Raw genomic sequence first — 24,941 nt, 5'->3', positions numbered from 1 at the left:
TTTATTAATAAAGTATTATTGCTGAACAATACTTTTATCTTTCTTTTCTAATACACTTTTCTTACTAGAATCTACAACCAAGCCTTTTATTTTTAAAGCTATCGTAGGTGTGTCTGCATTAGACATAACTGTTATTGTTTTTCTAATAGGATTTACTCTATTAGTGTCGTACTTAACCTCGATTTCTCCAGTTTGTCCAGGTAAAATAGGATCTTTTGGCTTTTTAGGAATGGTACAACCACAACTAGATGAAACCTTAGAAATTATAAGGGGAGCGTCACCCGTATTTGTAAATTCAAAAACACGTACGCCGTTAGAGCCTTTTTCGATAGTTCCATAATCGATAGTTTCAGACTTAAACTTAATTTTTGCTACTTTATCTTGCGCATTTACAGCTAAACTGATTAATCCGATAAATAAAATTGTAATTAATTTTTTCATTTGTCTATTTTTTATTGTTTTATAAGGTCAAATGCTATTAGCACTATATTAAACACTTCTAAAATTATTAAAATAAAGTAATGTTTGTTTCATTACTTTTAATTTTTAAACTCATGTCAAACATACTTACTTTTTCCACAATCTGCAAAAATATTAGATGTAATACTGGTATGTTAACATATTCGACAGAGTTAAAAGTACGTACAACTTTTCTTAAATAAGTTTATTTTTTGTTAAAATTTTTAGTAACATTTTAATTATTAATACATAGTTTTTTTGTTAACATTCGTCTTCTTATCGTTTTATTCTAATCTATAAGCATCATTCGCATATTAAAATTTTGTTTCTAAATAAAATTAATAGCTGCGCTCATTTCACAGAAAAAGAAATATAAGTACTTTTGCAGATCAATATTCAAAAACTATTCCAAAGTATGCAAATACCTTCAAAATACGAGGCAAGTCAAGCAGAAAGCAAGTGGTATGATTACTGGATGAAGCATAACTATTTTCATTCAGAACCAGATGAAAGAGAGCCCTATACCATTGTAATACCTCCGCCAAATGTAACAGGAGTTTTACATATGGGGCATATGCTTAATAACACCATTCAGGATGTGTTAATTCGTCGTGCACGTTTACAAGGAAAAAATGCATGCTGGGTACCTGGTACAGACCATGCATCTATTGCTACCGAGGCAAAAGTTGTTGCTAAATTAAAAGAGCAGGGTATTGATAAAAATGATTTATCTCGCGATGAGTTTTTAAAACATGCTTGGGATTGGACACATGAATATGGAGGCGTTATTTTAGAGCAACTTAAAAAATTAGGATGTTCTTGTGATTGGGAGCGTACTAAGTTTACTATGGATGATGACATGAGTGAAGCGGTTATCAAGGTATTTGTAGACTTGTATAATAAAGGTTTGATTTACCGTGGTTATCGTATGGTAAACTGGGACCCTGAAGCAAAAACAACCTTGTCGGACGAAGAGGTTATTCATGAGGAGCGTCAAGGAAACCTGTATTATCTTAAATATAAGATTGAAGGAAGCAACGATACTTTAACTATAGCTACAACACGTCCTGAGACTATTTTTGGAGATACAGCCATTTGTATTAATCCGAACGATGAAAGGTTCCAGCATTTAAAAGGTAAAAAGGCTATTGTGCCTATATGCAATCGCGTTGTTCCTATTATTGAAGACGAATATGTTGATGTTGAGTTTGGTACGGGATGTTTAAAAGTTACGCCAGCGCATGATGAAAATGATAAGAATTTAGGAGATAAGCACAAGCTGGAAGTTGTAGATATTTTTAATGAAGATGCTACTTTAAACAGTTACGGCTTGCATTTTGAAGGTCAAGATCGTTTTGTAGCCAGAAAAGCAGTTGCTAAAGAATTAGAAGAAACAGGGGTTTTAGTAAAAACCGAAACCCACATTAATAAAGTAGGAACTTCTGAAAGAACCAAGGCAGTTATAGAGCCACGTTTAAGCGATCAATGGTTTTTAAAAATGGAAGAATTGGTAAAACCGGCGATTAAGGCGGTTTTAGGAGAAGATTCCGAAATAAAATTATTTCCTAAGAAATTTGAAAATACCTACCGTCATTGGATGGAGAATATTCGTGATTGGAATATATCGCGTCAATTACTTTGGGGGCAACAAATCCCTGCGTATTACTACGGCAAAGGAAAAGAAGATTTTGTAGTAGCAGAACATATAGAAGACGCCGTAAAATTGGCAAGAGAAAAGACATCGAATTCCGAACTTCAAACTTCGGATTTAACACAAGATACCGATGCTCTAGATACTTGGTTTAGCTCGTGGTTGTGGCCAATTAGTGTTTTTGACGGGATAAGGAATCCTGAAAATGACGACATTAAATACTATTACCCAACAAACGATTTGGTAACAGGTCCAGATATTTTATTCTTTTGGGTAGCACGTATGATCATTTCAGGGTATGAGTATAAAGGTGATAAGCCTTTTAACAATGTGTATTTAACAGGATTGGTTCGCGATAAGCAACGTCGTAAAATGTCTAAGCAACTGGGGAATTCGCCAGATGCCTTAAAGCTAATAGAAGAATATGGAGCTGGTGGTGTTCGTGTTGGATTATTGCTAAGTTCTGCAGCAGGAAACGATTTAATGTTCGATGAGGCACTTTGTCAGCAAGGAAAAGGTTTCGGTAATAAGATTTGGAATGCTTACCGATTGGTTGATGGGTGGCAGGTTGATGATAGTATAGAACAGCCAGAGTCTAGTAAAATAGCTATAGATTGGTATGAGTCCAAATTTCAAAAAACTTTAATTGAAATTGAAGATCATTTTAGTAAATATAGATTGAGTGATGCTTTAATGACCATATACAAGCTTATTTATGATGATTTTTGTGGTTGGTTCTTAGAAATGATTAAACCGGCATATCAACAACCTATTGATGCCAAAACTTTAAAAAGCGCTATCACCATTTTTGAGGATAACCTAAAGATAGTACACCCTTTTATGCCATTTTTAACAGAAGATATTTGGCATTATATAGCAGACAGAACTCCAGAAGAAGCATTAATTGTTGCAAAATGGCCAGAGTCTAAGGAAATAAATGAGGCTTTGGTTAATGAGTTTGAATTTGCTTCGGAAGTTATTTCTGGAATTAGAAATATTAGAAAACAAAAGAACATCGCTTTTAAAGATGCTATTGGGTTTTCTGTAATTAATAACGAGAAAGCCAATACAACTTTCGATAGTATTATTTCTAAATTAGGAAACTTAGAAAGTATCGATTATGTTTCTGATGCTGTTGATGGTGCCTTAACTTTTAGGGTAAAGTCTAATGAGTATTTTATACCTATGGCTGGAAGTATCGATGTTGAGGCGGAAGTTAAAAAGCTAACTGAAGAATTAAATTATACAGAAGGCTTTTTGAAATCTGTACAAAAGAAACTTTCTAACGAGCGTTTTGTTAATGGCGCACCAGAACAGGTGGTTGCAAGCGAGAAGAAAAAGGAAGCTGATGCTTTGGCTAAAATAGAGACGCTTAAAGCTAGTTTGGCTAGTTTGGGGTAGTTTTTTTTAGTGTTCAGTATTCAGTATTCAGTATTCAGTGTTCAGTATTCAGTATTCAGTGTTCAGTGTTCAGTGTTCAGTGTTCAGTATTCAGTATTCAGTATTCAGTGTTCAGTAAGCAGTGTACGGTTAGCAGTGTTTAAGTTGGTAATGTTATTCGGAGCGACTTACTTGTGCGGAGCTGAAGCGAGCGAAGAATCTCCTCTATTTTGTATTTTCTAAAAAGTTAATACTGGTATTAAATATTAGTTTGTGGTGTAACTTATGCTATCGCCAACAGAAATTCCCCAGGTATCAACTAAACCGGCATTAATTTCTAGCACATATTTTGCGGGAAACGTAGAAGGTAAGGAGCTTTCATCAAACGGTTTTGCGTTTTTTTGAAAGCTCACTATATTTTTTTTCTCGTTTATATAAATTAAATCTAAAGGTATTTTGGTGTTTTTCATATAAAAGAAACGCTCTCTTTCGTCTTCGAAAACGAAAAGCATACCTCTGTTTTTATCCATCGAGTTTCTGTACATGAGCCCGGTTTGAATATCGAAATCGGTATCGGCTATTTCAATATCTAGTTTTATCTGTGTGGAATCAATGGACTTGAAAATGATAAATTCGCCTTCTTTTTTAAAAGCCACTTCGGTTTGTTTTATAATTTTTTTATCCTTTTTACAAGACGATAGGCTTAATGCTAAACCACTCGAAATAATAAAAATCAATAAAGAAAAACGTTTAAAAAACATCTTATTTAACAGCTGTTTTTGGTTTGTAAATAAACATAAAGTATAAACCAATTAGAATAAACGGAATACTAAGCCATTGGCCTGTATTTAAATTGGCCCAATTAATATACTCTTCACCTTGAGGTTCTTTTGTAAACTCAATAAAGAAACGAATGGTCCATAATAAGATTAAAAATAATCCAAATAGAAAACCAGTTTGCTCTCTTTTTTTGGTTTTAGAATAGAAATACCATAGAATTAAGAACACAAAAATGTAGCAGAAAGATTCATATAGCTGCGAAGGGTGTCTATACGGTACCTTTTCCAATAGTTCGGCAAATTGCGGATTATCTGTTACTGCATTATACGCTTTTTGTACGTCTTTAATACCTGTAAGTTGTGTAATTTGTCTTTTATAGTATTCATCCTGAATAAAACGAACTCCTAAACCAGAGTCTGTAACTTTTCCTATAATTTCAGAATTGATAAAATTCCCAATTCTAATAAAAATAGCTCCCGAAGCAACCGAAATAACAACACGGTCTAAAATCCATAATAACGACTTATACTTGTATTTTCTACGATACAAGTACATACCGAGTATAATACCTATGGCTGCACCATGACTTGCCAGACCTTGAAAACCGGTAAACTCAAAGCCGCCTTTAAATTTGAATGGAAGAAAAATACTAAAAAAGTCCTGCGATATTAATTCCGATTGATAAAATAAAACATGCCCCAAACGTGCTCCTAGCATGGTTGCCAGTACCGTATATATAAATAAAGGATCAAGATAGTCTAAAGATACTTTTTCCTTAGTAAAAATACGTTTCATAATGTACCAGCCAACTATAAAGGCAACGACCCACATGAGGCTATAGAAATGTATCTTGAAATTTCCAACAATGTCAATTCCAGTTACAGGGTTCCAATCAAATTTTAATGTATGCATACGTTTTGTGTTTTACTTTAAAAGCTCTAGTATTTCGACTTCAAAAATAATATTAGATTTAGGAGGAATACCTCTACCACCAGATTCGCCATAAGCCAAATGGTAAGGAATAAATAAGGTTGCCTTGTCACCAACACTTAACTGTCTAACCCCTTCTTTAAAACCAGCAATCATTTCTGCGTCTGGACCAATATCGGCAGTTATAGGGCGGTATCGATTTGCAGCTTTACTTTTTTCATTTACAGCATCAAGCGCTTCGGCAATTTCCAATTTACTTGTTTGGAGTAATTTTCCGTTCTCAAAATATACGGCATAATGTGTAAGTACACTGGCATTTTCAGGTAATTTTTCGCCAGTACCTTTTTCGGTAATAATATACTGTAAGCCAGAATCCAATAAGGTTGCTTCAGCTTTTTGTTTATTAAATTTTTCTTTTGTTGCCTTAATAATAGCTTCTGCTTTAGCTTTTCTTTCTTTTTCTTTACGTTCTGCTTCTGCAAAATGATTACTAAATGTACTAGGTGCATCAAAGGATTTAGCGTCTTTACCTTTTCTAATAATGTTTAACTCCTTAATAACAACATCTTCTACAGGTTTATCGCCAGCTGCAGTTTTTACATTAGAAATACTGTCTTGAACATCTATACCAATAACCAATTCACCAAAAACGTTATATCCGTTATCTAAGTGAGGTTTTGGAACTTCTGTAATAAAGAATTGGCTTCCGTTTGTATTGCGTCCGGAGTTTGCCATAGATAAAATACCAGGTTTATCATGTTTTAAATCCGGGTGAAACTCATCTCTGAACTTATAACCAGGGCTTCCAGATCCAGTTCCCGTTGGGTCACCTCCTTGTATCATAAATTGATCGATAACGCGATGAAAAATAAGCCCATTATAGAATTTTTTTCCTTTATATTCGTCATCAACAGCAGTATTTGTACCTTCTGCTAACGATACAAAATTGGCAACAGTTATTGGCGCTTTTTTATGTGCTAATTTTGCAACCATAATACCTTCTGTGGTTACAAATTCTGCGTATATGCCATCTTCAAGTTCTGGGTATTGGGCTTTACATGAAACTAGAGCTATTAAAAAAGCAAATGTTAAAATTTTGATAGTGTTTTTTAAAAAAATCATTTTAATTTGTTTGATTTTGGGTAATTGAATTTATTGTAACCTCGCAAATTAGCGGTGTATTACTGCCTATTTTCTTTTCATCGCCATAATAACCGTAGGCTTTTTGAGATGGGAAAAGAAAGGTAACGGTTTCTCCGGTTTTCATTAGCTTTAAACCTTCGCGTAAACCCGTAAACAATTCTTCTTTATCCATGGTATAGACTTGTGTTTTAAGGTCTTCTTTAGAATATATCAGGCTGCCATTTAACGCTTTTACATTGTAATTATAGTTTACAATATCTCCAAAAAGAGGTTTTTTTAAAGTATCGGATTCTATTCTGTTATTGTAATAATACCAAAAGCCACTTTCTGAAGCGATATAATTCTTGCCTTGTTCTTGCATGATTTTTTCTATGGAAGCTTGCTCTTGAGCATTTAGTTTTTTATTGCGCTCTACAGAAGCATCTATAAAAGAGCCGGTTTTAACTGATTCCGGTCGCCGAGCTTCTGGTGTTTTACAGTTTATGGCCAGTAAAACAATGGCTAGTGTTAGTAATTTATTCATTATTTAGGGCTTTATTATAACTAGGCAATATACTAATAAATTTAGCAACCGTATCCTCTAGAGATAAATAGCTTTTTCCTCCAGCTGCATTGGTATGGCCACCACCGTTAAAATGCGCTCTTGATAATTCGTTAACAGAAAAATGTCCTTTTGAGCGTAACGATATTTTTACAATACCTTCTTGCTTGTCTTCAATAAAAATAGCAGCTAGTACCGTGTTGTTTAATGATAAAGCATAATTAACAACGCCTTCGGTATCGCCTTTCTTATAATTGTATTTGTTTAATTCTTCTTGCGAAAGCGTTATATAAGCTGCTCTCGATTCTGGAATTACTTTTAAGTTGCTCAAAGCGCACCCCAGAAGTTGTAAGCGTTCATAACTGTTAGTATCGTAAACATTGTTGTGAATGTTGGTGTTATTTGCGCCTTTTTCAATGAGTTGGGCTATTATTCTATGGGTTTTGCTTGTGGTAGATAAAAACCTAAAGGAACCAGTGTCTGTCATTATACCAACATATAAACAGGTCGCAATGTTGGAATCAATCAGGTCAGTATCACCTAACATATCAATAAAATTGTATATCATTTCGCAAGTAGAACTCATGCTAACATCGCTAAACATATAAGTAGCATAATCATCGGGTGCTTGATGATGATCGATCATGATTTTTAAGGCATTGCTATTAGCTAATACCGTTTCCATATTGCCGGTTCTGTGAAAAGCATTAAAATCTAAAGTGAAAATAATATCTGCATTTTCTATTAACGCATCGCAGACTTTGGTTTGAGAATCATGTTTTAGAATAACATCATTACCCGGAATCCATTTTAGGAAGGTAGGGTAATCGTTAGGAACTAAAACATTTACCAAATGGTTACCTTTAATAAGGTAGTGATACAAGCCAAGAGTAGAGCCAATAGCATCTCCATCTGGATTTTTATGAGGTACAATAACAATCTTTTTTTGGTTAGATAATAGTTGTTTTATACTTGTTATATCTTGTTCATTCATAGGTGACGAAGATACAATTTTTTTTAACCAGAATAATGAATCAAATAGTTGTTATGACGCTTGTGATTGTAATTAAAGATAAGATTTAATAGGCTAAAATGACGATAAAACTTAACAAACAAGGCAGAGATGCGTTTTGTAATCGCTTTAATACAAATGATATTTTAATGTGTTATGTTGGTTAACAATTTAATGATTGTTTTTAATGATAATTACATTACTTTTGCAGCAAAAGTAAAACTATAAAATGGTAACAAACAGAACATTTACAATGCTTAAGCCTGATGCTGTCGAAAAGGGACACATTGGAGCTATATTAGAAAAAATTTCGGCTTCAGGATTTAGAATCGTAGCCATGAAATTAACGCAAATGACTAAGGCTGATGCTGAAGCATTTTATGCGATACATAAAGAACGTCCGTTTTTTGGAGAGCTGGTTGAATATATGACTCGTGGACCTATTGTTGCAGCTATTCTGGAAAAAGACAATGCTGTTGAAGATTTTAGAACATTAATAGGAGCGACAAACCCTGCAGATGCTGCCGAAGGAACTATTCGTAAATTATATGCAGCTTCTATTGGAGAGAATGCTGTACATGGTAGTGATAGTGATGAGAACGCTGCTATAGAAGGTGCTTTTCATTTTTCTGGTAGAGAAATGTTTTAAAAAATGTCATTCAAAGTATAGCGAAGAATCTTATTCATAAATAAGTTAAAAAGACTATGTAGAGATTTTTCGCTTACTTCGACTACCTTTGCTCAGGTCGCTCTGGAAATAAAGTAATTGAGTTAATTATAAAATTAATTCCATAAAAAAAGTCTATCATTTTATGATAGACTTTATTTGTAAATTAAAGTATATGTTTATTAGACTACTTTTACGTTTACGGCGTTTAATCCTTTTCTACCTTCTTGTAGATCGAATTCTACTGTATCACCTTCACGAATTTCATCGATAAGTCCTGAAATGTGTACGAAGTGTTCTTTGTTGTTGTCTTCTTCAATGATAAATCCAAAACCTTTAGAATCATTGAAAAATTTTACGGTACCTTTACTCATGTTATGTTATATAAAAAATTAAGTGACAAATATACACAAATAATAATAGCTTTTATACTTTGAAGAAAATTTTTACATAAAGTTTACTTATCTAATCATCGGAGTACCAGTTTTTTAATAATTTCCTTACCTAAATCTTCGTTAAGCATATCGATTATTTTTTGCTTACCATAACTTAGTTCCTCCCTTAAAACACTGGAAGTCAGTTGTACGTATAGGGTGTCTCGTTCTAAATTTACAGAGGCTGTATAGTTATTTACACCATTGCCCATAAGTTTGGTCCAAGCGTCTGCAACATTAACCTTGTTTAAGCCTTTTTCTAATTTATTTGCTTCTACAAACTCTTTTAATGCATCACTTATGCTTATATGTTCGTTGTTTCGTTTTGCCATTAGATTTTGTCCTGTTTTTGGGTTGTTTGAAATTTAAATACTAAAGTCAAACAATCTTCTTACATGTTTTTCTTTTTGATACCAGTCATTATATACTAATTCAAGATTTTTGACTTTAAAGCTACCAAAATCATAATTTCTAAAGTCTTCAACTGATTTTAAAAATTCAGATTTTTGATTTAATTTGTCACTAAAGCGACATATGGTTGCATGAGCTGTTTGTATTGAGTAGCGTTTGTCAATACTTTGCTCTAAGGTAGTGTTTTTAAAGTTTTCTCTTAAATTATTTCGGATGATATTTAACGATTCATGATTCATAATTCATAAAACCTTGAACCATTAAACATGACGGTGAAGCAGTAATTCCTTTAAAATTAATTTCAAGTTCAGTATTATAATTTAAACTTTGGTTGATGACTTTTATATATTCTGATATATCTATGTTTTTTAAATGAAAACCATCGTAGCATGATATTATGGACATCACTGTAATATGAATATCTGAATTTTGATAATAATATTGATTAGGTTCTATTGCTTTGAGCTTATTAAGAAACTCTTGAATCTTATTTTTAACTTCTAACGGAGGTCTTATTATAAGTGTTATGCCAAATCTTTTATCAAGAGGAGAATCAATTAAATTGTCAATTTGATAGTTATCGTTAGAAATTTTTCGAATAGATTCTCTATAAAGAGTGTTATAGTGATCTTTAAGATTCATTGAAAATATATCTTGAATTTACAGCTTGAAAATTTCGTATGATTGATGTACTTGCTTAACGGCAGCTTCAGTGCGCTCTGCATGCGTGTCGCTTATAAATAGTTGTCCGAAATTTTCATCATCTACTAATTTTATAATTTGAGCCACACGTTGTTCATCTAGTTTATCAAAAATATCATCTAATAATAAAATGGGGTTTACACCACTTTGCGTTTTTATAAAATCGAATTGAGCCAATTTTAAGGCAATTAAAAATGATTTTTGCTGACCCTGACTTCCAAACTTTTTAATAGGATGCCCTTCTATATTAAAATGCAGATCATCTTTATGAATACCAACACTAGTGTATTGCAATGCTTTATCTTTATTAATGGTATTTTGCAAAAGGGTGTTTAATTTGCCATCAAATAAATCGCTATGGTATACTAGGTCTACAGATTCGTTACCACTACTAATAGCCTCGTAACGAGCTTTAAAAATAGGGATGAATGTTTTTAAGAAAGCATCTCGTTTTTCAAAAATAGCAGTTCCATAATCGGTCAATTGATTGTTGTAAACTTCTAAAGTATCGTTGTTAAAGGTATGGTTTAAAGCAAAATATTTTAGTAGGGCATTACGTTGTGCCAGTATTTTATTGTAGTTAATTAAATGACTTAAATAGGTTTTGTCGCTTTGTGAAATCACACTATCTATAAACTTTCGTCGGGTAGTACTGCCTTCAATAATTAAATCCCTATCGGCTGGTGAAATAATCACTAAAGGTAAAAAACCGATATGGTCACTAAACTTTTCGTAAATTTTAGCATTGCGTTTAATAACTTTTTTTTGCCCTCGTTTTAAGCTAACAACTATTTTTTCGTTTTTTTCGTCCTTTTCGTAGTCGCCATTTATAACAAAAAAATCTTCATGATGCCTGATATTCTGAGTTGCAACCGGATTAAAATAGCTTTTTCCAAAGGACAAATGATAAATAGCATCAAGTACATTGGTTTTCCCGATACCATTATTGCCAACAATGCAATTTATTTTATCATTGAAAGTAAATGATTTACTATCAAAGTTTTTATAATTTAATAATGAAAGCGATTTTAAAATCATATAATAAGCGACTTATGCCGATCGAATTTTAATGTTTAATAGGTGTTATTGGCTATTTAGTTGCTAAACTCTTTAAAAAGAAGTGCAAATTATTGAAAAATATCAAATAAATACCCTTTTAGTTATGAAGAAAAATTATATTTTTGCGGGCACAAATACAGATAGAATTCATGGCGACTTATAGTAAAAGAGGATACAAACCTAAGAATAAGGTAGAAAAAGAGCAAAACATTGAAGAAGGCTCTACTACTGCAGAAGTTTTCAATACACTTGATGAAACAGCTTCGAAAACAGAGGCATTTGTAGAAAAGAATCAGAAGTATATTTTTATAATTATAGGAGTAGTTGCAATAATTGTTCTGGGATCTTTAGGATACAAGGAGTTTATAGGCAAGCCAAAGCAAATGGCGGCTATGAACGATATGTTCCAGGCTCAGAAATATTTTGATCAGGCAGTTACTGGTACAGCTAAAGACTCGTTATACAATTTAGCTTTAAGTGGAGGAGAAGGAAAGTTTGGTATGTTAGATATTATTGAAGAGTACAGTGGTACACCTTCGGCTAATTTAGCAAGTTATTATGCAGGTACGGCTTATTTAAGATTAAAAGATTATAAAAAAGCCATTGAGCATTTAGAAAACTTTAAAAGTGAAGATGAAGTATTGGCGCCTTTAGCAAAAGGAAATATAGGAGATGCTTTTGTTCAGCTAAATCAGTCTGAAGACGCTTTAGGATATTACGAAGAAGCTGCCGAAATGCGCAATAATGAATATACTACACCAATGTATCTGTTTAAAGCAGGAACAATTGCTTTAGAGCTAGGAAAAGCAGATAAGGCGTTAGCTAATTTTGAGAGAATTAAGGAAGATTATCCTAATTCAACCGAGGCATCTAAAGTAGATGTGTTTATTGGTAAAGCTCAAGTGCTGGCAGATAAATACTAATTATTAGGTATACATATGGCTACGGTAAATAAAAATTTATCCGATTACGATAAAACAACAATCCCAAACGCGAGTAAATTTCGGTTTGGGATTGTTGTTTCAGAGTGGAATCATACTATAACAGAAGGCTTATACAAAGGCGCATACGATACTTTGATTGCCCATGGTGTTTTACCAAACAATATAATTCGTTGGGATGTTCCTGGTAGTTTCGAGCTTATTTACGGCAGTAAAAAAATGCAGGAACAAATGGTTAATGCTGTTATTGCCATAGGAAGTGTTATTCAAGGTGAAACAAAACATTTCGATTTTGTTTGCGAAGCCGTGTCTCAAGGCATTAAAGATTTAAACGTAACGCGTGAAACACCAGTTATTTTCTGTGTGCTCACCGATAATAATATGCAACAAGCCATAGAACGATCTGGGGGTAAACATGGTAATAAAGGTACTGAAGCTGCTGTTGCTGCTATTAAAATGGCTGAATTACGGAAGAATAGTTAGGTTAGTGTTCAGTGTTCAGTGTTCGGTGTTCGGTAGTGATGATAAGTTTGTCCAAATAATAGGGTATAAAAATCTTGGCGCCTTTGTGTCTTGGCGAGACAGATAAGTATTCAATGTTTATCATTTTTATTAATTAGTTTCCAAAATTTTTGAAGCATATTTTATATCCATGTTAAGTTTTCCTTCTTGGCGTGTTTTATGGAAAGTGTTTGGAGGTAGAATTCAGATGATGGTATTCGATGTTTAATAGCAATTTCTTAATAGTTTCGCGAGTCATTTTTATAAGATTATACCGTTAATAGCTGGTTTTTGTTCCAACTTCTAACTTCCTGCTTCCAACTTCTTACTTTGTTGACAGTGTTAACAATTTTTGACATTTCAAATCCTGTTTTCTCCCCATTTTTGAGTATTTTTGAGGAATAAGCATTCATTATTTTGTTTAAACAACGCAAAAATAAGGCCTTTAATTATCAGCCTAGATTCTCTAACGAAAACGAAAATGATTCTAGTTCAAGTGATACTGGAACTACCGATTTTGTTTCTAAATGGAAAGAGGTTAGGGGTAATAAACGAAAAGTAAGAGGTGGCATGTCTTTTAAGATGCTAGTCTTGGTTTTGGTATTATTATTGATTTGTATGTATATATTGGATTCGAAATTCGGTTAACATTAAAACTTAGAAATTATGGGAATTTTAAAATTGCGGAAAAATAAAAAGTTTAGTTACAAGCCTCGTTATTTTGATGATAAAGGCGAAGGAAATCCATTTGAAATTAAACATAAATTTGATGAACACAGGAAAACAGTTGGTGGGAATACAGGTTTAAAAACAAAATTTAATAATGCTATAGACGATTTAAAAAATAATCCAGATGCAGAAGTTAACAGACGTGTTTTAATAATAATTGCTATTCTTGTTTTAATATTTCTTTTTATTATCGACTTCGATTTATCTATATTCTTTTCTTAGTAATACATGGCAGACATTATCCAGCTCTTACCAGATCATGTGGCTAATCAAATAGCTGCGGGAGAAGTTGTGCAACGCCCGGCATCTGTTGTAAAGGAGCTGCTCGAAAACGCTATTGACGCGGGAGCTTTAACGATTAAACTTATTATAAAAGACGCCGGAAAAACATTAATACAGGTTATTGATGATGGAAAAGGTATGAGTGAGACCGATGCGCGTTTAAGTTTCGAGCGCCATGCTACTTCTAAAATCCGTACGGCCGATGATTTATTTCAATTAGATACAAAAGGATTTCGTGGTGAAGCTTTAGCAAGTATTGCTGCTATCGCTCATGTAGAATTAAAAACAAAACAGGAGGGAGATGACGTTGGTAATGTTATAGTTATTGAAGGTAGTAATGTGGTATCGCAAGAGGTTGTTGTAACACCAAAAGGTACTTCAGTTTCTGTAAAAAATCTGTTTTTTAATATTCCAGCACGACGCAATTTTTTAAAGTCGAATACAGTGGAATTGCGTCATGTTATTGATGAGTTTCAACGTGTAGCATTAGCGCATCCCGATATTAGTTTTGCCTTATATAATAACGGAAGCGAATCGTTTAATTTACCAGTAAGTAACTATAGACAGCGTATTGTAAATATCTTTGGAAATAAAACCAATGAAAGATTGGTTCCTGTTGAAGAAGAAACCGAGGTTCTTGATATTTCCGGATTTGTTGGTAAACCCGAGTTTGCTAAAAAGACAAGAGGCGAGCAGTACTTTTTTGTAAATAACCGCTTTATAAAAAGTGCCTATTTAAACCATGCTATAGCATCGGCATTTGATGGTTTATTAAAAAACGGTACGCACCCAAGCTATTTTTTAAATTTAACGGTAGATCCGCAGACTATCGATATTAACATACACCCTACAAAAACCGAGATCAAGTTTGATGATGAGCATACGCTTTATGCTTTGTTGCGTTCGGCTGTAAAACATAGTTTGGGACAATTTAATATAGCTCCTGTTTTAGATTTTGAACGTGATCCTAATCTTGATACACCCTATGATTATAAGAACAATACGGCGAATGTTCCTAAAATAGAAGTGGATAGAAGTTTTAATCCGTTTCAAGATGACACACAACCTAAAACAAGAACTACAACTACTACAACCTATAAAAAAGAACCAGCTGCAAATTGGGAGAGCTTATATGTTGGATTAGAATCTAAAGGTACACAAACAGATCAGGATTTTAGTGAGGTGCATTTTGAAAGCGAAGAATCTACACCTTCTATTTTTGATGATGAAAAACAAGTTGAGAGTGGAAATACGACACATCAGCTACATAATAAATATATAGTAAGTACTATTAAATCTGGTATGTTGGTTATCGATCAGCATCGGGCGCATCAACGTATTTTATACGAAGAACTTCTTAAAAACATGACCGTTAAAGAAGCGGTGAGTCAACAACTGTTGTTTCCGCTACAGTTACACTTTTCGGCACAGGAAATAACTATTGTAAAGCAATTGAAGGCTGATTTAGAAAATACTGGGTTTGTATTTTCGAATATCGATGAAGAGTCTGTAGAAATTACCGGAGTTCCAGTATCTGTACCCGAAAGTGAAGTGTCTATTATTTTAGAACAATTAATGAGTGACGTAGAAAACGAGGTGCCGGATAGCAGTTTTAGTGCTACTGATTTATTAGCAAAATCGATGGCAAAAAGTTTGGCTATTAAAACGGGGCAATCGTTACAAAAAGATGAACAAGAACATTTGGTTAATAAGTTATTTGCTTGCAAAGAACCAAATATTTCACCCACTAACAGGTCAACATTTATCACATTAAGTGTTGATGAGTTAGATAAAAAATTTTTATAAGTTATGATGAGGATTTCAGAAACCGTTAAACACTTACTAATCATTAACGTGATTATGTTTATCGGTACGATGTTTATAGGAAAGGGAATTTTGTTTTATGATTGGTTTGCGATGCATTTCCCAAAGAATGAGGCATATCAGCCTTGGCAAATTTTAACACATATGTTTATGCATGGTGGTCCATGGCATTTGGCTTTAAATATGTTTGGGCTTTGGATGTTCGGTACGCCTGTGGAGCAAGTTTTGGGACAAAAACGTTTCTTGTTTATATATTTTTCTGCGGGTTTAGGAGCAGTTGCATTACAAGTTGGAGAATACTATTTTGGATTTTTACCAACTTTTAATGAATTACTAGCATCTGGATTATCTGAATCAGAAATTTTACAAATGCTTTCAGATGGAAAGACTCAGGGTAGGGTTAGTGTTATCCAACACAATTATTTACAAGAGATTTATCCTTTCTACAAATCAACTATGGTGGGGGCGTCAGGATGTATTATGGGTATACTTGCCGCATTTGGTATGATGAACCCTAACGCAGAACTTATGATGATATTTTTACCAATTCCGATAAAGGCAAAATATTTTATTCCTGCTTTAATTGCCATAGAAACTATTTTAGGATTTACGGGGCAATCTATTTTCGGAGGCACGAGCATTGCACATTTTGCCCATGTTGGAGGTGCAATAACAGGCTTCTTGATTATGTGGTATTGGAAAAAAACGCAGTTTAACAGAAATCGTTGGAACTAATGACCTCGTTATCTCAAGATATAAAAGATAAATTGTCTAGGCTTAACGTCTTGGAAAAGATTATAGGCATTAACGTTGCTATTTATATAATCGGGTTGTTTCTTAAGTCTAATTTAGGCTGGTTAGAATTGCCAAGCGATTTCTCAGACTTTATAGTACAACCATGGGCTATTATAACCTATGCCTTCTTGCATTACGATATTTGGCATCTCTTTTTCAATATGCTTTGGTTGTATTTTATTGGGCGTATATTTTTAAATCTGTTTAACCCAAAAATGGCGTTAAATATTTACTTTTTAGGAGGCATTGCTGGAGGGTTATTGTATATGTTATGCTATGCCTTGTTTCCTGATGCACTTGGTACAAATTCGAGGTTATTGGGTGCCTCTGGAGCAGTTCGGGCATTGTTGATATTTCTTTGTGCTTACATGCCTAATAAAGAACTGCGGGTTTTTACATTTAATTTAAAGCTATGGTATGTTGGTGTAGCTATTGTTATACTTGATGTTATAGGTGTGTTTTCTGGAATTAAAAACCCAACAGGAGGTAATTCTGGTGGTTATTTGGCGCATTTGGGAGGCGTATTATTAGGCTATTTATATGCAAAACAACTCTTGAAAGGACAAGATATAGGTAAAGGTTTCGAGCGTTTAATGGATGCTGTATTTGGTGTGTTTAAATCATCGAAAAAAGGACCATTAAAAACAGTACACAAGAACAAATCGAAAGTTGGAGGATATACGAGAGCTGATTTTCATGAGTTTAATAATCAAAAGAAAATAGACGTTATTTTAGATAAGATTAGTAAAAGTGGTTATGAAAGTTTAACTGCCGAAGAGAAAGAGTTTTTGTTTAGAGCAGGAAAGAAATAGTTTGATTGAGATAGGGGAACAGAAACAGTAGAAAAAAACAATGTATTTAAGAGAGGAAATGTATTCGTTAATCGAAAATTTCTTACGTAAAGAAATTTATAAATTATCTTCTCGTTTATTAATAAAGTTAAGATTCTATAGTTTTAAATATTAGAAAAGGGACAATTTACGGATATTAATTCTGAGTATTAATTTACCAGATTTCTATGCGTTCTAAAGCTGAAATTGTTAGCATCTTTACATAAACCAATTAGGAGAAAAACGGAATATAATTTCGATAGGAGATTTATGTCTTCTTAGGATTGATATGAGGAAATTAAGTTTTATAAATAAAATTATATATCTAGTAAATGTAGTTGCGGCAATTTTGTTACTATTTTCATTTGCTTTACCATTTTTACCACCTAAAACATTTTCCCTTTTATCCGTACTTAATTTAGGGGTTTCGTTTTTAATATTGATTAATCTATTGTTCTTTTTATACTGGCTTATAAAGCTGAAAAGGCAATTATTTCTATCTTGTCTTGTGCTTCTTATAGGATATATTTCTTTCGGATCTTTGTATAAGTTTTCATCTTCTAAAGTGATTGAGAACCCAAACAATATTAGGGTTATGAATTACAATGTAAGATTGTTTAATCTCTATAATTGGATTCCTGAAAAGCAAGTAGAGAGCAAAATTGTTGACTTTATTAAGGAAGAGAAACCGGAAATTCTGAGCATTCAGGAGTATCACCCTCATGAAAATATCGACCTTTCTTTTTTTAAGTATAAATATGAAAAGCTTTCTGGTAAAAAAACAAAATACGGACAGGCGATTTTTTCGCAATTTCCTATTGTAAACTCAGGGTCCATTGAGTTTCCTAAAACTGGAAACAATGCTGTTTTTGCCGATGTTGTAAAAGGTGCCGATACCATTAGGGTTTATAATATCCATTTAGAATCCTTGCATATTAATGCGGATGTAGAAACTCTTAAGAATGAGGATTCCGAACGTCTTTTTAACCGTATCGGGGCAACATTTACAATGCAGCAGTTTCAAACAGAATTATTTTTAAAGCATAAAGAAAAATGCTCGTATAAAATGATTGTTTGTGGCGATTTCAACAATACAGCTTTCTCTTATGTATATAGAAAAATTAAAGGTGATTTAAATGACACTTTTAGAGAAGCGGGGAGTGGATTTGGACGTACCTACGATTTTAAATTTTTTCCTGTACGAATCGATTTTATTTTTTCCGATGAAGCCTTCGCTGTAAACGGTTTTAAAACTTTTAACGACCGTTATTCTGATCATTATCCTATTATGGCTACTTTGAGTCTTGATGATTAGTGTTCAGTATTCAGTGATCAGTAGCTATAATGAGTTTGTGTAATTATAGATAGAGATTAGAGTTAACCTTTGTGTCTTGGCGCCTTTGCGAGAATAAGCAGTATTCAGTGATCAGTTGCTATAATGAGTTCGTGTAATAATAGATAGAGATTAGGGTTAACCTTTGCGTCTTTGTGCCTTTGTGAGAATAAGCAGTATTCAGTGATCAGTAGCTATAATGAGTTCGTGTAATAATAGATAGAGATTAGAGTTAACCTTTGCGTCTTCGCGTTTTGCTAGTATTTAGTGTTCAGTCGCTATAATGAGTTTGTGTAATAATAGATAGAGATCATAGTTAACCTTTGCGTCTTCGCGTCTTTGCGAGAATAAACAGTATTCAGTAATAATTAGTAGTTCATTTCATAGTGAGAGTTGTTATTAACCTTTGCGCCTCAGCGTCTTTGAGGGAAAGGAGGGGGTAGGGATTCGGTACTTTTCTATTAATCTACATAAACGAGCAATCCACAATATCTGCAATAATATGTATCACCAAACCCAACCCCAATAAACGTGTCTTTTTAGGAAATAGTAGAATAAGGTATATGGCTATGGCATAATAGGAGTGAAGCGGGTGAAAATTAATGCTACACCTATTAGGATCGAAAACCGGGGCGGCTAGTAAATGGTCTATGTCTATCCACATGCCAGAAAACATGATTAAAAAAGCCATTTTCCAACGGGATTTATACCAAATTAGAGCAACCAATAGAGGTATGAAAACATGACAGCCATAATGGGCAAAAGTTTGTAACATTATTGCGCTGTTATGGTTTGAGATTCTAAATAGTTTAATGCATTAGGGCCTTCATTAAAAAGTAAGTCTAAAATACTAAGATTAGGTATAAAACCGTGTTTGCTACCAAATACTTGTGTATAGTTGTCAAAACGCTGAGGTGATTCTTTTTTTGCATTTACCAAGTGTCTGAAGTCGGTTTTGTCTTCTACTGTTTTTTCATACACTTCAGATTTTGTAGTATTCAATTCCAATTGTAAGCAGTTATATATGGCCTCGAGACATTTAAAGTTGAAGTCTAGAATATAATCCGCTTTTGTATTAAACAATGGTAGAAGTTCATCCTCGTAATATTCAAAAAAAGGTGATGTTCTGTATGCGGAAAGTAATGATTTCCAATGGAGGCTTTGCCATTTTTCTTCATTAAAAATCTTTACGTCGCGATACTTCTGACGGTTTTTTTGAGAATGGATAACTGGTATGTTTAAGGCAAGTTTACCATTAGCACCATATATGTAAGTACGGTTTCTGTATGTCTGTTTTAAAAAATTATCGTCAGTTTCAAACACGATTTCCTTAGCATTTACCATGGAGACAAAATGCGCTATGTTAGGGAAGTATGTTGGATGTATGATTATGTTCATATTACAATCCCTGCGAAGGCAGGGATCTCATAAATTTATTGTAACAGACAGATTCCTGCCTTACTGAAACAAGTTCAGCACAAGCCGCAGGAATTTAGGCCTTAGCTTTCTTGTGCTTTCTCCATTTGTTAAATCCAATCCATCCGAATAGTAAAACAAGAAATGGAATGAAATAAGAAGTTGCCTTACCGCTACCACTTACTGTAGTAAAGAAACGTTCCAAACGTGGATTCTTTAAACCATCCCAACTCATCCAGATGAATACAGGTTTACCAACAACATGATCGAAAGGCACAAAGCCCCAAGCACGTGCATCGATAGAGTTATGGCGGTTATCTCCCATCATCCAATAATAATTTTGCTTAAAGGTATAAGTACTTGCAACTTCTCCGTTAATAAAAATTTGATTTCCTTCTACTCGTAAATCATTGCCCTCATACTCTGTAATAACACGCTTGTATAATGGTAATACTTCTAAGTTTATATCAATCGTTTTTCCCTCTTCTGGTATATATAGAGGTCCGAAAAAATCAACATTCCATTTGTAATTAGGATCATGTGGAAAAATGTTAGGATCTCTTACGCCTTTTTCTCTTTTGTTTGGTGTAATACCGGCAACATTTGGATGATTCTTAAACTTTGCTAAGGCTTCATCTGAAATGGCCGAAAAATAATAAGTATTATTCGTGTTTGGCATAATCCCAAAACCATCTGTTATATCATAACGATCTTTAAGATATTTCGGGCTAAATTGATTTGTTTTTGGTTGTACGTGATAACTAAATTGTAAATGGGCTCTATCTGGTAGTACATTTTGTTTTCCGTTTATGTACACATAGCCATTTCGAACTTCGAGCGAATCACCTGCAACTCCAACGCATCGCTTTACCAGGTTGGTTTTTTTATCAATAGGCTTATAATAGTTTCTGTCTGGATGAAAATCATTCATATCCAGTAATGTATCCGCAGGTTGGTTAAAAACGACAATTTCATTTCGGTCTATTTTTTCAAAACCAGGTAACCTTAAATAAGGTAGTTGCAGTTTGTTTACCCAAGAGGTTTTCCTTTCTTCAAAATTATCATTAAACAGATATGACTTTGTTCCTAATTTAGGAATAGTATCGTGTACCATAGGTGCTCCAACAGTCGTCATAGGTATTCTAGCTCCATAATGAAATTTACTTACAAAAAGGAAATCGCCAACTAGTAACGATTTTTCTAATGACGATGAAGGTATGGTAAAGGGTTGTATAAAATACGTGTGCACTATTGTGGCTGCAACTATAGCGAATAAAATAGAGCTTACCCAATCGCCTCCAGATGTTTTTGGTTGTAGGCTTCTGTTCTCAACATAGCTAACATCTGTTGCATAATTTAGATAGTAATTGTAAAACCCTAGCGTAACTACAGCTAAAAAAGTGTCTAAATGCGAATTTTTGCCAAAGCTTCTAGCGGTTTCTACCCAAACAACAGGAAACATAATTAGGTTTACTATTGGTAAAAATAATAGGATAACCCACCACCAAGATCGGTTTATGATTTTCATTAAAACTATGCCGTTATAAACAGGTACAAAAGCTTCCCATGCTTGTCTGCCGGCTTTTGTATAAAGTTTCCACGTACCTAAGCCATGAATTATTTGAATAATCAATATGAATATAAACCATTGCGAAAGCGTCATAATCTTAAAATTTTAATTTTTTGTTAGTAGCTAAACTCATAAATATGGTTACAAAACCATTAAGCTTTAACCAATATTTAACACATCGTTCATTGTAAATACACCTGTTTTTCCAGCTATCCATTCGGCAGCAATCACTGCACCTAAAGCAAAGCCTTGTCTTGTATGGGCTATATGCTCTATATTAATAGTATCTACTTCGCTTTCGTAATTTACTGTGTGCGTACCGGGAACATCTTCAATACGTTTTGCAACAATAGGGATTGTAGTTTCGCCACTTTCATCTAACTTCCAGTTGTCGTAACCGGCATGTTTAGAAATAATATCGTTTGCTAAAGAAATTGCAGTACCACTTGGCGCATCAAGTTTTTGTGTATGATGAATTTCTTCCATACTAACATTGTATTGTTTAAGCGTACTCATCATTTTGGCAAGTGTTTTATTAAGCTCGAAAAAGATGTTAACTCCTAAACTAAAATTAGAGGTATAAATAAAAGCTCCCTTTTTGTCTTTACATAAAGCTACAGCCTCATCATATTTATCCAACCAACCTGTAGTACCAGAAACAACTGGAACCTGATTATTTATGCAGTTAGAAATATTGTTAAAAGCTACAGTTGGAATACTAAAATCTATAGCTACATCAGCTTTTGTGATATCGTAATCATTATCACCCTTGTCTATAGTTAATACAATATTATGTCCTCTTTTAATAGCAATCTGCTCAATGGTTTTCCCCATTTTTCCGTACCCTAGTAATGCTATATTCATTTAAAATTTAAAATTTAAAGTTAATCCAAGATTGCTGGTGGCATCAAATTCGTTAAACTTATAATGCGGTGCCAGCGATAGTTTATCGTCTACATTATATTGCAACAAATGGGCATCGACATTGGCATCAATTATATTTAAAGCATAAAGCCCAATGGTTACCAAAAGTGCAACTTCTTTATTTTTTCTATAAAATTTTTGTCCTCGTTCTAAGCTTTCTGTAGTTACTCTAGGTGATGTTAATCGAGTAGTACCATCAGCAGAGAAAAAAAACTCATCGTCTTCAAAACCAGCTAATCTCCTTTTGTAAGCATCCCTATATCTGTTATACTCTCTGTCATTTGTTACATAAAAATAAATTCCAGTTCCAATAGCGCCATAAACTAGTGGGATTTTCCAATATTTTTTATTGTAAGCCTGTCCGAGTCCAGGTAGCACAGCAGAATAAAATGCTGCTTTGGCTGGAGATAAAGGGTTAATAGGATCTTTAACTTCTATGATGGAATCTATAACAACTTCTTTTGGAAGCTGTTTTCTTTTTTTTTCTTTTTCTTGAGCTATGGTTGAAAAACAAAATAAAAAGGCAATGGCACTAACTATTAGAGATTTATTTGGCACCCTCAACTAATTTTTTAATACGATTAAAGTCTTCTTCTGAATGGAATGGAATGGTAATTTTTCCTTTCCCATTTTTAGAAACTTTAACGTCAATTTTATGCCCAAAGTATTCAGAAAATGTAGTAATTCCTTTTTTTATGAATTTAGGAGTTTCGTCAACAGTTTCTTTTTTGGGTGATACTTCTACTTCTTGGGTATCATTATAGTTTCGAACCAAACTTTCTGTTTCTCTAACAGATAGCTTATTTGCCAGTATTTTTTTGTAAATATCTAGCTGAATGGTAGTGTCTTCTATATTAATAATGGCACGTCCATGTCCCATAGAAATAAAACCATCTCGCATCCCGGTTTGGATGATCGGGTCTAGTTTTAGTAAACGTAAGTAATTAGCAATTGTAGAGCGTTTTTTTCCAACACGCTCACTCATTTGTTCTTGTGTTAATTGTATTTCGTCAATTAAACGTTGGTATGATAAGGCAATTTCAATAGGGTCTAGATCTTGACGTTGAATATTTTCAACCAAGGCCATTTCTAGTGATTCCTGATCGTTAGCAATTCTTATATATGCAGGAATAGTTTTTAAACCGATTAATTTCGACGCTCTATATCGACGTTCTCCAGAAACTAATTGATAGGTGTTAAATTCTAACTTCCTAACAGTTATAGGTTGAATAATACCTAATTCTTTAATAGATGATGCTAATTCACGTAACGATTCTTCGCTAAAATTTGTACGTGGTTGAAAGGGGTTAACCTCTATGGAATCAATTTCTAATTCAACAATATTCCCAATAACTTTATCGGCATTTTTATCCTGTACCGACTGTATATCGTTGTCAGGGTCTTGTAATAGTGCGGATAATCCTCTTCCTAAAGCTTGTTTTTTTGTTGCCTTAGCCATATTAATCTAGGTGTTTTTATTGATAATTTCTTTGGCCAAACTTAAGTAATTGTTTGCACCTTTACTAGAGGCATCATAATTAATTATACTTTCGCCATAACTTGGTGCTTCGCTCAAGCGTACATTACGTTGAATAATGGTTTTAAATACCATGTTGTTAAAGTGTTTTTGAACTTCTTCAACAACTTGATTAGATAATCTTAATCGGGCATCGTACATGGTAAGTAGTAACCCTTCGATGTCTAATCCCGGATTATGAATTTTTTGGACACTTTTTATAGTGTTCAATAGTTTTCCTAAACCTTCTAGTGCAAAGTACTCACATTGTATTGGTATTACAACCGCATCTGCAGCTGTTAAAGCATTTAATGTTAGTAAGCCTAAAGATGGGGCACAATCGATTAAAATATAATCGTAATCGTCTTTAATATCCTTTAAAGCCTTTTTTAACATATACTCACGCGACTCTTTATCGACAAGTTCTATTTCAATGGCAACTAAATCTATATGAGCAGGGATTAAATCCAAGTTGGGCGATTCGGTTTTCATAATAGTATCCTTAGCTATATTTGAGTGTTCTAAAAGCTGGTAGGTTCCTATTTCTATAGATTCTATGTCAATTCCGATTCCTGAAGTTGCGTTCGCTTGAGGATCGGCGTCAATAAGTAATATTTTTTTTTCCAGAACGCCAAGTGCGGCTGCTAAGTTTATTGATGTTGTTGTTTTACCAACACCTCCTTTTTGATTAGCAATTGCTATAATTTTACCCATGAAATGATTTGGTTTTGTGATATTTTTATAAGCTTATATTAAAGAAAATATGAGCGAAAGGTAGTGATTTTTGAGATAAAAAACGATTTTAAATTATTTTTAATAACAACTATTGCGTAGTATTCATTTTAAAGGTTGTGAGCTTGTAATTTGCAACTTTTTCGTTTTCAAAATACAAATATAAATAGTTCTTTTTTATGATACTGAATGACGAACTAGTTCTATACATCCATACATTTGAATGGACGTCATTATACGAAAAACCTAATACGTTATTTATCTCATCTCTTTTTAAACCAAGTAGATGGCCATAATCTTCATCCTTTTTTTCGCTATTGGCATTTGTATGCCCTTTAATGATAAAGTCAACATCTTCTGTATCATGTGTTAGTATTTT

The 24,941-nt window shown here is 33.4% G+C and carries 28 protein-coding genes; 10 read left to right on the top strand and 18 right to left on the bottom strand.

Annotated features, from left to right (window positions below; all coding sequences use genetic code 11):
- Positions 1-15: 15 nt before the first annotated feature.
- The gene (locus C1H87_RS06460) at positions 16-441 is read right to left on the bottom strand and encodes a DUF1573 domain-containing protein (RefSeq protein ID WP_102755025.1); all 426 of its coding nucleotides are present in this window, start codon (positions 439-441) and stop codon (positions 16-18) included.
- A 433-nt stretch (positions 442-874) separates the two neighbouring features.
- Here C1H87_RS06460 and C1H87_RS06455 point away from each other — a divergent pair, with 433 nt between their 5' ends.
- A complete protein-coding gene (locus C1H87_RS06455; protein ID WP_102755024.1) occupies positions 875-3,511 on the top strand; it encodes a valine--tRNA ligase in 2,637 nt (878 codons plus the stop codon).
- Between the two features lie 245 nt (positions 3,512-3,756).
- On the opposite strand, the gene C1H87_RS06450 is transcribed toward C1H87_RS06455, so the two are convergent.
- Genes C1H87_RS06450 through C1H87_RS06430 form a run of 5 tightly spaced genes read right to left on the bottom strand, consistent with a single transcriptional unit; the run spans position 3,757 to position 7,878 of the window.
- Positions 3,757-4,227: a DUF192 domain-containing protein gene (locus C1H87_RS06450; RefSeq protein WP_317048191.1), complete on the bottom strand. Its 471-nt coding sequence runs from the start codon at positions 4,225-4,227 to the stop codon at positions 3,757-3,759.
- A 25-nt stretch (positions 4,228-4,252) separates the two neighbouring features.
- Positions 4,253-5,182, bottom strand: a complete 930-nt coding sequence (gene lgt, locus C1H87_RS06445; protein WP_102755022.1) for a prolipoprotein diacylglyceryl transferase — start codon at positions 5,180-5,182, stop codon at positions 4,253-4,255.
- 12 nt (positions 5,183-5,194) lie between these two features.
- Positions 5,195-6,322: a peptidylprolyl isomerase gene (locus C1H87_RS06440; RefSeq protein ID WP_102755021.1), complete on the bottom strand. Its 1,128-nt coding sequence runs from the start codon at positions 6,320-6,322 to the stop codon at positions 5,195-5,197.
- A 1-nt stretch (position 6,323) separates the two neighbouring features.
- On the bottom strand, positions 6,324-6,866 hold the full coding sequence (gene gldI, locus C1H87_RS06435) for a gliding motility-associated peptidyl-prolyl isomerase GldI (protein ID WP_102755020.1): 543 nt from the start codon (positions 6,864-6,866) through the stop codon (positions 6,324-6,326).
- Positions 6,859-7,878, bottom strand: coding sequence for a DHH family phosphoesterase (locus C1H87_RS06430; protein WP_102755019.1), 1,020 nt, complete (start codon positions 7,876-7,878; stop codon positions 6,859-6,861). Before C1H87_RS06430 ends, gldI begins: the two co-directional genes overlap by 8 nt.
- Positions 7,879-8,125: 247 nt before the next feature.
- Between C1H87_RS06430 and C1H87_RS06425 the strand changes: the two genes are divergently transcribed.
- Positions 8,126-8,545, top strand: coding sequence for a nucleoside-diphosphate kinase (locus C1H87_RS06425; RefSeq protein ID WP_102755018.1), 420 nt, complete (start codon positions 8,126-8,128; stop codon positions 8,543-8,545).
- Between the two features lie 200 nt (positions 8,546-8,745).
- Here the strand turns inward: C1H87_RS06425 and C1H87_RS06420 are convergent, their stop codons facing one another.
- The 5 genes from C1H87_RS06420 to recF all read right to left on the bottom strand — a co-directional run bounded on the left by C1H87_RS06420 (position 8,746) and on the right by recF (position 11,148).
- Positions 8,746-8,937 carry a cold-shock protein gene (locus C1H87_RS06420; RefSeq protein WP_102755017.1) on the bottom strand — a complete coding sequence of 64 codons (192 nt, stop codon included), beginning with the start codon at positions 8,935-8,937 and terminating at the stop codon, positions 8,746-8,748.
- Between the two features lie 95 nt (positions 8,938-9,032).
- A complete protein-coding gene (locus C1H87_RS06415) occupies positions 9,033-9,329 on the bottom strand; it encodes a DUF721 domain-containing protein (protein WP_102755016.1) in 297 nt (98 codons plus the stop codon).
- A gap of 33 nt (positions 9,330-9,362) precedes the next feature.
- Positions 9,363-9,647 carry a hypothetical protein gene (locus tag C1H87_RS23545; RefSeq protein WP_233783372.1) on the bottom strand — a complete coding sequence of 95 codons (285 nt, stop codon included), beginning with the start codon at positions 9,645-9,647 and terminating at the stop codon, positions 9,363-9,365.
- Entirely contained in the window at positions 9,637-10,050 is a 414-nt protein-coding gene (locus C1H87_RS23540; protein WP_233783370.1) for a hypothetical protein, read from the bottom strand. The genes C1H87_RS23545 and C1H87_RS23540 overlap by 11 nt, the downstream gene beginning before the upstream one ends.
- 18 nt (positions 10,051-10,068) lie before the next feature.
- On the bottom strand, positions 10,069-11,148 hold the full coding sequence (gene recF, locus C1H87_RS06405) for a DNA replication/repair protein RecF (RefSeq protein ID WP_102755015.1): 1,080 nt from the start codon (positions 11,146-11,148) through the stop codon (positions 10,069-10,071).
- A gap of 170 nt (positions 11,149-11,318) precedes the next feature.
- Between recF and C1H87_RS06400 the strand changes: the two genes are divergently transcribed.
- The 8 genes from C1H87_RS06400 to C1H87_RS06365 all read left to right on the top strand — a co-directional run bounded on the left by C1H87_RS06400 (position 11,319) and on the right by C1H87_RS06365 (position 18,386).
- Positions 11,319-12,092: a tetratricopeptide repeat protein gene (locus tag C1H87_RS06400; RefSeq protein WP_102755014.1), complete on the top strand. Its 774-nt coding sequence runs from the start codon at positions 11,319-11,321 to the stop codon at positions 12,090-12,092.
- Between the two features lie 15 nt (positions 12,093-12,107).
- Positions 12,108-12,593, top strand: coding sequence for a 6,7-dimethyl-8-ribityllumazine synthase (gene ribH, locus C1H87_RS06395; RefSeq protein ID WP_102755013.1), 486 nt, complete (start codon positions 12,108-12,110; stop codon positions 12,591-12,593).
- A 435-nt stretch (positions 12,594-13,028) separates the two neighbouring features.
- Positions 13,029-13,259, top strand: coding sequence for a hypothetical protein (locus tag C1H87_RS06390; RefSeq protein ID WP_102755012.1), 231 nt, complete (start codon positions 13,029-13,031; stop codon positions 13,257-13,259).
- 18 nt (positions 13,260-13,277) lie between these two features.
- On the top strand, positions 13,278-13,562 hold the full coding sequence (locus C1H87_RS06385) for a riboflavin synthase subunit beta (RefSeq protein WP_102755011.1): 285 nt from the start codon (positions 13,278-13,280) through the stop codon (positions 13,560-13,562).
- Positions 13,563-13,568: 6 nt separating this feature from the next.
- Positions 13,569-15,428, top strand: a complete 1,860-nt coding sequence (gene mutL, locus C1H87_RS06380; RefSeq protein WP_102755010.1) for a DNA mismatch repair endonuclease MutL — start codon at positions 13,569-13,571, stop codon at positions 15,426-15,428.
- A gap of 3 nt (positions 15,429-15,431) precedes the next feature.
- Positions 15,432-16,181, top strand: coding sequence for a rhomboid family intramembrane serine protease (locus C1H87_RS06375; protein ID WP_102755009.1), 750 nt, complete (start codon positions 15,432-15,434; stop codon positions 16,179-16,181).
- A complete protein-coding gene (locus C1H87_RS06370) occupies positions 16,181-17,053 on the top strand; it encodes a rhomboid family protein (protein WP_102755008.1) in 873 nt (290 codons plus the stop codon). Before C1H87_RS06375 ends, C1H87_RS06370 begins: the two co-directional genes overlap by 1 nt.
- Positions 17,054-17,666: 613 nt before the next feature.
- On the top strand, positions 17,667-18,386 hold the full coding sequence (locus C1H87_RS06365; RefSeq protein ID WP_317048190.1) for an endonuclease/exonuclease/phosphatase family protein: 720 nt from the start codon (positions 17,667-17,669) through the stop codon (positions 18,384-18,386).
- A gap of 484 nt (positions 18,387-18,870) precedes the next feature.
- On the opposite strand, the gene C1H87_RS06360 is transcribed toward C1H87_RS06365, so the two are convergent.
- The 7 genes from C1H87_RS06360 to C1H87_RS06330 form a co-directional block, all read right to left on the bottom strand.
- A complete protein-coding gene (locus C1H87_RS06360) occupies positions 18,871-19,179 on the bottom strand; it encodes a DUF6122 family protein (RefSeq protein WP_102755006.1) in 309 nt (102 codons plus the stop codon).
- On the bottom strand, positions 19,179-19,802 hold the full coding sequence (locus C1H87_RS06355; protein ID WP_102755005.1) for a WbqC family protein: 624 nt from the start codon (positions 19,800-19,802) through the stop codon (positions 19,179-19,181). The genes C1H87_RS06360 and C1H87_RS06355 overlap by 1 nt, the downstream gene beginning before the upstream one ends.
- A gap of 94 nt (positions 19,803-19,896) precedes the next feature.
- Complete coding sequence (gene lepB / locus C1H87_RS06350; RefSeq protein ID WP_102755004.1) at positions 19,897-21,483, bottom strand: signal peptidase I; 1,587 nt, start codon at positions 21,481-21,483, stop codon at positions 19,897-19,899.
- Between the two features lie 66 nt (positions 21,484-21,549).
- Positions 21,550-22,254: a 4-hydroxy-tetrahydrodipicolinate reductase gene (gene dapB, locus C1H87_RS06345; protein WP_102755003.1), complete on the bottom strand. Its 705-nt coding sequence runs from the start codon at positions 22,252-22,254 to the stop codon at positions 21,550-21,552.
- Positions 22,255-22,872, bottom strand: a complete 618-nt coding sequence (locus C1H87_RS06340) for a DUF5683 domain-containing protein (protein WP_102755002.1) — start codon at positions 22,870-22,872, stop codon at positions 22,255-22,257.
- The gene (locus tag C1H87_RS06335; RefSeq protein WP_102755001.1) at positions 22,862-23,773 is read right to left on the bottom strand and encodes a ParB/RepB/Spo0J family partition protein; all 912 of its coding nucleotides are present in this window, start codon (positions 23,771-23,773) and stop codon (positions 22,862-22,864) included. The genes C1H87_RS06340 and C1H87_RS06335 overlap by 11 nt, the downstream gene beginning before the upstream one ends.
- A 6-nt stretch (positions 23,774-23,779) precedes the next feature.
- A complete protein-coding gene (locus tag C1H87_RS06330; RefSeq protein WP_102755000.1) occupies positions 23,780-24,544 on the bottom strand; it encodes a ParA family protein in 765 nt (254 codons plus the stop codon).
- Between the last annotated feature and the right edge of the window lie 397 nt (positions 24,545-24,941).

It is taken from the genome of Flavivirga eckloniae, assembly GCF_002886045.1.
GTDB lineage: Bacteria > Bacteroidota > Bacteroidia > Flavobacteriales > Flavobacteriaceae > Flavivirga > Flavivirga eckloniae.
Note: the sequence above shows the minus strand (reverse complement) of the source record. Positions and strands in the feature narration are given on the sequence as shown.